Source organism: Roseiarcus sp., from assembly GCF_052145395.1.
Classification (GTDB): domain Bacteria; phylum Pseudomonadota; class Alphaproteobacteria; order Rhizobiales; family Beijerinckiaceae; genus Roseiarcus.
Genome location: NZ_JBKQOT010000143.1, coordinates 1 through 9,717 on the forward strand (window position 1 = coordinate 1; position 9,717 = coordinate 9,717).

Annotated in this window: 4 protein-coding genes and 1 pseudogene; 1 reads left to right on the top strand and 4 read right to left on the bottom strand. The window is 67.2% G+C overall.

Annotated features, from left to right (window positions below; translation table 11 throughout):
* Positions 1 to 473: pseudogene (locus tag ACLP25_RS04940) on the bottom strand (leucyl aminopeptidase family protein); the annotation flags it as partial.
* Between the two features lie 300 nt (positions 474 to 773).
* On the opposite strand from ACLP25_RS04940, the gene ACLP25_RS04945 reads away from it, so the two are divergent.
* Positions 774 to 2,792: a hypothetical protein gene (locus tag ACLP25_RS04945; protein WP_442468114.1), complete on the top strand. Its 2,019-nt coding sequence runs from the start codon at positions 774 to 776 to the stop codon at positions 2,790 to 2,792.
* Here ACLP25_RS04945 and ACLP25_RS04950 read toward each other — a convergent pair.
* The 3 genes from ACLP25_RS04950 to ACLP25_RS04960 all read right to left on the bottom strand — a co-directional run.
* The gene (locus tag ACLP25_RS04950; RefSeq protein WP_442468115.1) at positions 2,784 to 4,214 is read right to left on the bottom strand and encodes an efflux transporter outer membrane subunit; all 1,431 of its coding nucleotides are present in this window, start codon (positions 4,212 to 4,214) and stop codon (positions 2,784 to 2,786) included. The two genes, ACLP25_RS04945 and ACLP25_RS04950, sit on opposite strands and share 9 nt — an antisense overlap.
* 2 nt (positions 4,215 to 4,216) lie before the next feature.
* The gene (locus ACLP25_RS04955; protein ID WP_442468116.1) at positions 4,217 to 7,513 is read right to left on the bottom strand and encodes an efflux RND transporter permease subunit; all 3,297 of its coding nucleotides are present in this window, start codon (positions 7,511 to 7,513) and stop codon (positions 4,217 to 4,219) included.
* Positions 7,510 to 9,717: efflux RND transporter permease subunit (locus tag ACLP25_RS04960; protein WP_442468117.1), on the bottom strand; the 2,208-nt coding region annotated here is incomplete at its 5' end. The genes ACLP25_RS04955 and ACLP25_RS04960, both read right to left, overlap by 4 nt.

Below are 9,717 nucleotides of genomic sequence, written 5' to 3' on the forward strand. Positions count from 1 at the left end.
ACGTTGGCCGGCGCGTTGACGAGGTCGCGGCCGAATGCGACCGCCGCAGCGATCCTCTCGATCCTGTCGGCGTCAACGCCCGCGGGAGCGACGAGCCGCGGCTTCTGGGTCGGTTCGGCCTTGAAGCGGTCGTAGCGGTAAAGCGCAAGCAGGAAGCCGAGCGCGGCAAGGCCGACGTCCGCCGGGGGATTGGCGACATGATAGACGCCCTCGGGCAGGCTCGTCGCGAGCTTGCCGGGGGCGAACGGATCCCGCCCAGGAGCGTCCGGCGCATCGACGCCGAACAGGACGCCTGCCAGCGCGCCCCCTTCGCCGGGAACGAGTTGCAGCCGACCCGGCTTCGGTTTGAAGCCGCACCGTTCGGCAAAGGCCACGGCGGGGACGCCGATGGAGGCCTTCACGGCCTCCCATCCGTCCGCAGCGACGAACCAGATCGGAGCGGACTCGGGCGTCGGCGGGGCGAAAGAGAACACGTTCGGACTCCATCGAGAGATTTCGGCGCGCCATATCATGATTTCGTGTTCGCGCTCCATGCGCGACCACGAAGACCGCAGCCGCCGCCATCATTGGTAACGTTTACAGACGCCTGACAAACCTGGCCTTTGAATGCGGACAGGGCCTTCGGTCGCGAAATTGTCGAAGGAGGGCGCTCAAAGGGCGGTTCACCGAATAACGCTTGACTCGCGAACGGGTTGGCGCTCGGTACTCGCAAGCAAATCGAGACAGGCGCGCGGCGCGGCCGTCCGGGGCGCGAAGGGGTTGAGGAGAGTCGATTGTCGGAGATCAGCGAAAAAGCCAGGGTCCGTCTCATCGGCGACGGCGCGCCGGCCAGAACGACGGTTCCGCAGACGTCCGTCCCGGCGGCTCCGCCCGTTGAGGTCGCTCCGCCCCACATCGAACGGTCGACCGATCCGATCTTCCTGTCTGACGCTGCAGATGGCGCGGACGTACTCGACGCTGGGCGGATCGTTCAGCCGCTGGCGCAGCTTTGCGTGACGAGCCAGGTCCAGACTCCGTTCCTCGCCGCGATCGTGGGCCCGGCCGGGACGGGCAAGAGCTTTGCTTTGAAGCGCCTCGCGCAGGCCGTCGAAAAGCTCGCGGGGACAACGGGCGCGCTCGCCCAGGTCGTCGTCGCGCGCGTCGACGCCGCCAATGCCGCTGAACCGCCGGTCGCGCTGGCCAGCGCGGCCTATGCGGCGCTCGATCGCGAACCGGGCGGCGTCGACTACTCGGCTCTGCTCGACGAGTCGGCCCACGCCGGCGACGATCCGCTGCGGGCGGCGAAGGCGGCGTCCGATCGCCACGACGAGATCGTTCGCCGCCTCGAGGCCGAGCGCGCCCAGCGCGACGAAATCGAGGCGCGCAGCGCCCGTCTGTCCGACGCGCTCCTGTTCGAAACCCCCGGCTCGCGCGTCGACGTCTTCGCCCGCGGGCGTCGCGGCACGATCGACGCGCGTCTGCGCCGGTTCGACCTCGCCGGCGCCGACGCCGGCGCAAGCTATCGCGACCTCGTCCGCGACATGGGCAGCATGGGAGTGGGCGGGCGGATCGGCGTCGCTCTGCGCTCGATCTGGGGCTACCCCGGGCAGCGGCGTCTGCTTTTCTGGGCGATCGCGGCATTCGTGCTCGGGTTCGTGATCCATATGGCGCACAGCCCGCAAGCGTTGGGCGCGGTCCAGGTCCCGAGCGCGGCCGGGACCTACGTCACCGACTCGGCGGCCAAAGCTACGGACTGGGTGTCGACCCACAGCGCCTGGTTCGAGACGGCGGCCAAGGTCCTCTACGTTATCGGGGCCCTCGCTCTGGCGCTGAACCTATGGCGGGCGATCGGCTTTGCCAGTCTCTTGCTGCGCGGCGCGCAACTCCTCAACCTCGATGTCCGCGAGCGCCGGCGTGACCTCGACAACCGCATCGGGCGGCTCAACCAGCGGGTCTCGGCGCTCTCCGCCGACGCCGACGCGGCGGCCAAGCGCGCCGAGGCGGCCGCACGCCGCGCCGGAGGCAAGGCGCAGACGCGCGCGCCAGGGCCGGATTTTCTCGACGCGACCCACAGCCACGCGGCGGCGGCGCGGGGGTTCCTCGCCGCGCTCGGCGAGCGCGTGACCCAGGGTCCGTCGACCGGCGCGCCGGAGCGGCTCGTCTTTGTCGTCGACAATCTCGACGCGCTGCCGCCCGCGGCGGCGATTGCGTGGCTCGACGCAGCCCAGAGCGCGATCGGCTCGGGCGCAGTCGGCGTCCTGGCGCTCGATCCGGCGCGGCTTGTCGATTCGCTCGGCGGTCCCGTCGAGGCCCGCCGTCGCCTCGACAAGTGGCTGCAGGTCGTCGTCAATCTGCCGAGCCGGGCGGGAGTCGACGGCGAGCGGCTGGTCGCACGCCTGCTCGCGACCGACGGACAGCCGACATCGCCGTCCTTCGACCCGGCGGTATCGGCTGCGCTCGCCGAACCGCTGTCGAGCGCGGAGACGGCCTTGCTCACCGCCCTCGCCCCGTTGGCCGCCGGCTCGCCGCGCGCGGCCAAGCGTTTCCTGAACGCCTACCGGCTGGCGCGCTGTTCGGACGCTCCCCGTCCCGCGGTCGCGCTGATGCAGGCCGTGGCCTTCGCCGATGACGAGACCCAGGCTGCGATGCGCAGGCGGCTGACCAACGGCGGGGGCGATCTCGAGCCGTTCGACGGACCGGAGGCGCTCGTCAAGGCGGTCAAGAGCGCCCGCGCCGCCAACAACGGCGTCCTCACGGTTGCCGACGCGCTCGCCGCGGACGTTGTCGCGCGCCGTTACGCCCTGTCAGTTTGACGCGGCCGCGGCGGGAGGCAGCGCCGAGTCCGTTGCGGCGTCCGGGAGCTTCGACTGGCTCCAGCCCCCGCCGAGCGCGACGATGAGGCTGACGGAGTCGGTCTGGAGCTGCGCCTGGGTCGCAAGCAGCGCTTCTTCCGCCGTGAGCTGCTGGGCCTCGGCGACGACCACGGCCGTGAAGGCCTGCGTGCCGGCGCGATATTCGTTGAGCGCGATCTGGGTCGCCTGCCGGGAGATCCGGACGTCCTCCGCCTGCACCTTGACCTCCTGCGACAGAATTCGGATTCCTGCGAGATTGTCCTCGACCTGCTGGATGGCGGTGAGCACAGTCTCGCGGTAGGTCGCGACCTGCGAGTCATAGGTTTCGCGCGCCGACTCGACCTGCGCGCCGGTCAGGCCGCCGTTGAACAGCGGTTGAGCCAGCGAGGCGCCAAACGACCAGACCGGATTGGAAGGGCCGTAAAGCGCGGCGAAAGGATTGCCAGAATAGCCGACGAGGCCGGAGATGGACACCGCCGGGAAATAACCGGCGAAGGCGACGCCGATCTCGGCGTTGGCCTGCCGCATCGTCTCCTCGGCCGCAGCGACGTCGGGCCGTCGCTCCAGCAGCGCCGAGGGCAGGCTGACCGGAATCGAGGGAACGCGGGTGGCGAGCAGCCCGCGCGGGATCGAAAGCCCCGCCGGCGGGCGGCCCATTAGCACGGCGACCGCGTGCTCGCTCTGCGCGCGCGTGACGCCCGCGGCGATGAGTTGCGACTGGGCATTCAGCACCTGCGCCTCGGCGGTGATGACGTCAGATTTGGCCGCGGTGCCGGCGGCATACTGGTTCTGGGTGATCGTCAGCGAGCGCTTGTATTCCTCGACGGTCCGGGTCAGCAGGTCTTCGAGCGAGTCCGAGTACCGCACCTGAACATAGGCGAGCGCCAGCGCCGACTGCTCCGCGAGCAATGCGTTGGCGAGCGTGCCGGCAGTCGCCTCCGCGCCTGCAGTTTGCGCCTCGATCTCGCGCCGCACCTGGCCCCATATGTCGAGTGTCCAAGTTCCTGACGCCTCGGCGGTGAGCGTCGTGCCGGCGCTCGAGCTGCGCGTCGCCGACCCCGTACCGTTGACCGTCGGAAACAGGCCTGCCCGCGCCTCGTTGATCAGGGCGAGCGCCTCCCGGTAGTTGGCCTCGTCCGACTTTACGGTCTGGTTGGAGATCGCCACCGCTTCCTCGAGCCGGCTGAGTTCCGGATCGTGGAATACGCTCCACCAGTCGCCCTTGGACTCGCTCGCCTTCGGCGACGCGACCTTCCAGCCGGCGATCTCCTTAAACTGCGGCGAGACCAGCGCTGCGGGACGCTGGAAATTCGGGCCGACCGCAGCGCAGCCCGCGAGCGCCGCTGCGGCCGCAAGCCCGGCGACTGACGCCGCCCCGCGCAACCCTAGCGAGCTTCCGGCAGCGGCGCCGGCGTGACGCGCAGGTAGTATCGATTCCAAAGCCGCCCCAGCAGTTTGCCGAACGAGTCGAGATATATGAAAACCACCGACGTCGTATACAGGGTTAGGGCCTGACTGACGACCAGACCGCCGACAATTGTGATTCCGAGCGGATGACGCAACTCGGAGCCTTCGCCCGTCCCGAAGGCGAGCGGCAGGGCGCCGAAGATCGCAGCGCAGGTCGTCATCATGATCGGCCGAAAGCGCAACAGGCAAGCCTGCTCGATCGCCTCGCGCGCGCTCAGGCCTTGCCGGCCCGCCTCCAGCGCGAAATCGACCATCATGATCGCGTTCTTCTTCACGATGCCGATCAGGAGCAGCACCCCGATCGCCGCGATGACCGTGAACGGCGTGTCGAACAGCCAGAGCGCAAGCGCCGCGCCGACGCTCGCCGAGAACAGCGTCGAGAGGATCGTGATCGGATGGATCAGGCTCTCGTAGAGAATCCCGAGCACGATGTAGATCGTCAGCAGCGCCGCGCCGAACAGCATCGGCATATTCGACTGCGATTGTTGATAGGTGGCGGCGGTGCCGGCGAAAGCGCCGCGCACGGTCGATGGCATGCCGATGCGCTGGATCGCCTCCTCGATCTCCGTCTGCGCTTCGCTCAGAGACTTGCCGGGCGCGAGATTGAACGAAATGGTCGCGGCCGCGAACAGCCCCTGATGGTTGACGCTCAGCGGCGTGTGGCCGGGGGCGTAGCGGGCGAAGGCGGACAGAGGGACCATGGTCTCGACCGAGGACGAGACCGCCGACCCGGTCGAAGCGCTCGAATGGCCGCTCGCCGCCAACGAATTGGTGGCGAGATTGCGGGCGGCGTCCCCGGCGATCGACGCCGCCGTGCTCTGCGTTCCGGTGCTCGACGTATAGAGCCCGGCCGCGAGGCCGGTCTGCTGGGTGCCGGTCGGATTGGCGCCGGCGGTCGAGACATAGAGATTGTCGAGCACGCGCGGGTCCTGCCAGTAGCGCGGCGCGACCTCCATCACCACGTGATACTGGTTCTGCGCGCTGTAGATGACCGACACTTGCCGCTGGCCGAAGGCGTCGTACAGCGTGTTGTCGATCGCGCTCAGCGTCAGCCCGAGACGCATCGCCGTGTCGCGGTCGATGACGATGTCGGTCTCGAGCCCGCCCTGCTGCTGATCGGAATTGACGTCCTTGACGACGTCGCTTTTCATCAGCGCCTCGGTCAGCCTCGGCGACCATTTGTAGAGCTCGGCCGTGTCGTCGGAGAGCAGCGTATATTGGTATGTGGCGTTGCTTTGCCTCCCGCCGGTCCTGAGGTCCGAAACGGACACCATGAACAGCCGGGCGCCGGCGACCTGCGCGAGCTTGCCGCGCAGCCGGTTCACGACGTCGTCGGCGGTAACCCTACGCTCGACAAAAGGCTTCAGCGACACGTAGATGAAGCCGGAGTTCGTCTGCCGGCCGCCGGTGAAGCCGACCACGTTGGCGACCGCCGGATCGTCCTGCACGATCGTCTGCAGCTGCTTGAACTTTTGCTCCATTGACTGGAACGAGATGCTCTGGTCCGCCTGGATCGAGCCGATGATCAGCCCGGTGTCCTGGACCGGGAACAGGCCGTAGTTCATGTGATAGCGGAACAGGTCGTAATTGAGCCAGATCGTGGCGAGCAGCGTCGCCATCACGATGGCCGGATGGCGGAGCGCGACACGGAGCGTCCTTTGGTAGAAGCCGAGCGCGGCGTCAAACATGCGCTCGGAGGCTTGATAGAGCCGGCCATGTCGGCGCGCGGTTTCGCGCGGAAGGATGAGCGCGCACATCATCGGCGTCGTCGTCAGCGAGACGACGAGCGAGATCATCACCGCCGCCGACAGGGTCAGAGCGAATTCGTTGAACAGCCGCCCGACGATTCCGCCAAAAAAGATCAGCGGCGCGAACACCGCGATCAGCGACAGCGAGATCGACAGAACCGTGAAGCCGACCTCGTTCGCGCCGAGGATCGCGGCCTCGAGGCGAGGCATACCCTGCTCGAGATGGCGCGACACGTTCTCGAGCACCACGATCGCATCGTCGACGACGAAGCCGGTCGAGATTGTCAGCGCCATCAGCGAAAGATTGTCGAGGCTGAAACCGGCGAGATACATCACGCCGAACGTGCCGATGATCGAGGTCGGCACAGCGACGCTCGGGATCGCCGCTGCGCGCACGCTGCGCAGAAAGGCGAACACGACCAGGATCACCAGAACGACCGCGATGACGAGCGTCCTCTGCGTGTCTGCGAGCGACTGACGGATCGTTTTCGAGCGGTCGACCGCGACGGTCAGGTTCACGTCCCCTGGCAGAGACGCGATCAGCCGCGGCAGTTCGGCCTGCACTGCGTCGACGACGTCGATGATGTTGGCGCCGGGCTGCCGCGACACCACCACCGCCACGCCCGGCTGACCGTTGACCAGACCGGCGTTGCGCAGGTCTTCAACTGAATCGACCACCTCGGCCACGTCGCTGAGCTTGACCGCCGCGTTGTTGCGGTAGGCGATGACCAGATCGCTATATTGCGACGCCTTGGTCGCCTGATCGTTGGCGTAGATCTGATAATGCGCGTCGGCGTCCTCGATCGCGCCCTTCGGGCTGTTGGCGTTGGCGGAGGCGAGCGCGGCGCGGATGTCCTCGAGGCCGATGCCGTAGCGGAAGATCGCCGTCGGATTGATCTCCACCCGCACCGCCGGCAGCGCCGAGCCGGACACGTCGACTTCGCCGACGCCCGGAAGCTGAGACAGGCGCTGCTGCAGGACGTTGGACGCGATGTCGTAGAGCTGCCCCGCCGTATGGGTCGACGACGTCATGGCGACGACCATGATCGGCGCGTCGGCCGGGTTGACCTTATGGTAGGACGGATTCTGGCGCAGGCTGGTCGGAAGATCCGCTCGCGCGGCGACGATCGCCGCCTGCACGTCGCGCGCCGCGCCGTCGATGTCCCGGTCGAGACCGAACTGCAAAGTGATGCGGGTCGAGCCGAGCGAACTCTGCGACGTCATCTCGTTGACGTCGGCGATCTGGCCGAGATGGCGCTCGAGCGGCGCCGCGACCGAGGTCGCCATCGTGTCCGGGCTCGCGCCCGGCATGTTGGCCTGCACCGAGACGATCGGAAAATCCACTTGCGGCAACGGCGCGACCGGTAGTTGCCGGTAGCCGAGCAGGCCCGCCAGGATAATCCCGATCGTCAGCAGCGTCGTCGCCACCGGCCTCCGGATGAAGATCTCGGAGAAACGGTTCTTCACGTCGGCTCCGCCGCCAGCGCAGAGTCGGTTGCGCCGAGCCCGAACCGCTCGCCGAGCCGCTCGAAGAACAGATAAATAACCGGCGTCGTATAGAGCGTCAGCACCTGGCTGAAGGCGAGTCCGCCGACGATCGCGAACCCAAGCGGGTGGCGAAGCTCGGAGCCCACGCCCGTCCCCAGCATGAGCGGCAGCGCGCCGAAGATCGCCGCGACCGTCGTCATCAGGATCGGCCTCAGGCGCAGGAGACAGGCCTGATAGATGGCTTCGCGCGCCGGCAGACCCTCGTTGCGCTGCGCGTCGAGGGCGAAGTCGATCATCATGATCGCGTTCTTCTTGACGATGCCGATCAGGAGCACGATGCCGATGACGCCGATGATGTCGAGCCCCGCCCCGGCGACCTCGAGGGTGAGCAGCGCTCCGATGCCGGCGGACGGCAGCGTGGTCAGAATCGTGATCGGGTGGATGAAGCTCTCGTAGAGCACGCCGAGCACGATATACATCGCCGCGATCGCCGCGCCGAGCAGGAACACCTCATTCGACAGCGCGGCCTGGAACGCCTGCGCCGCGCCCTGGTAGCTGACGGCGAAGCTGGCGGGCAGGCCGATATCGATGAGAGCGGCGTTGATCTCGTCCACCGCCGCGCCGAGCGAAGCGCCGGGCGCGAGGTTGAACGAGATCGTCGTGACCGGGAATTGCTTCAGGTGCGAGATCTGCAACGGCGACGGCTTGACGACGAAATTGGCCACCGAATCCAGCGGCGTCTGGCCCGAGGTCGACGAGGCGGACGGCAGGTAGAGGTTGTTCAGGGAATTGAGCGAGCGCGTCATCTTCGGGTCGATGTCGAGAATCACGCGGTACTGGTTGCTCTGGGTGAAGATGGTCGAGATGATGCGCTGGCCGTAGGCGTCGTAGAGCGCATTGTCAACGATGGCCGGCGTAATGCCGAAGCGCGCGGCGTTGCCGCGGTCGAGGTCGACGAACACCGACCGTCCGTTCGGCTGCAGGTCGCTCGCCACGTCGACGATTGCCGGGACCTTCGCGAGCCGCTGCAGGACCTTCGGCGTCCATTCCTGCAGAAGGGCGAGGTCCTGGTTCTCCAGGGTGAACTGATATTGCGTCGCACTGACCGCGGTGTCGATCGTCAGGTCCTGCACCGGCTGCATAAAGAGCGAAATGCCTGAGACCCCGGCCGTCTCCTGCTGAAGGCGCCGGATGATCGCGCTCACGTTCGCCTTACGCTCGTCCTCAGGCTTGAGGTTGATCAGCATGCGTCCGGAATTGAGCGTGACGTTGGTTCCGTCGACGCCGATGAACGAGGAGAGGCTCTCGACATCCGGATCAGCAAGGATCGCCTTGGCGAGCGCCTGCTGCTGCTCAGCCATGCGTTCGAAGGACACGTCCTCTGAGGATTGGGTCACGCCCTGAATGACGCCGGTGTCCTGAATGGGAAAGAAACCCTTCGGGATCGTCACATAGAGGTACCCAGTCAGCAGGAAGGTGCCGAGCGCGACAAGAAGCGTGATTCCCTGATGGTCGAGGACGATGCGGAGGGTCGAAGCGTAGAAGCGGGTCAGCGCCTGGAACAGTCGTCCGCCGCTGGCCTCGTTTCCACCGGTGGGCCTGAGGAGCTTGGCGCACAGCATCGGCACGAGCGTCAGCGAGACGAAGGCGGAAATGACGATGGTCGCCGCCAGCGTGATCGCAAACTCGTGGAAGAGCCGTCCCACGACGTCGCCCATGAACAGGAGCGGGATGAGCACCGCGATCAGCGACACGGTGAGCGAGATGATGGTGAAGCCGATCTGAGCCGAGCCCTTCACCGCGGCGTCGTAGGGGCTGTCGCCCGCCTCGAGATATCGGGCGATGTTCTCGATCACCACGATCGCGTCGTCGACGACGAAGCCGGTGGCGACGGTCAGCGCCATCAGCGACAGATTGTCGAGGCTGAAGCCGAAGGCGTACATGATCGCGAGCGCCCCGACGAGCGACAGCGGCACCGACAGGCTCGGGATAATGGTCGCGGGAATGTTGCGCAGGAAGAGAAAGATCACCATCACCACGAGGCCGACCGCAAGCGCGAGCTCGAACTCGACGTCCTTGACGGACGCGCGGATTGTGATGGTGCGGTCGGTCAGCGGCTTCAGCGTGATCCCGGCAGGCAGGCTCGCGCTCAAGCTCGGCAGGATCGCCTTGACGCTGTCGGC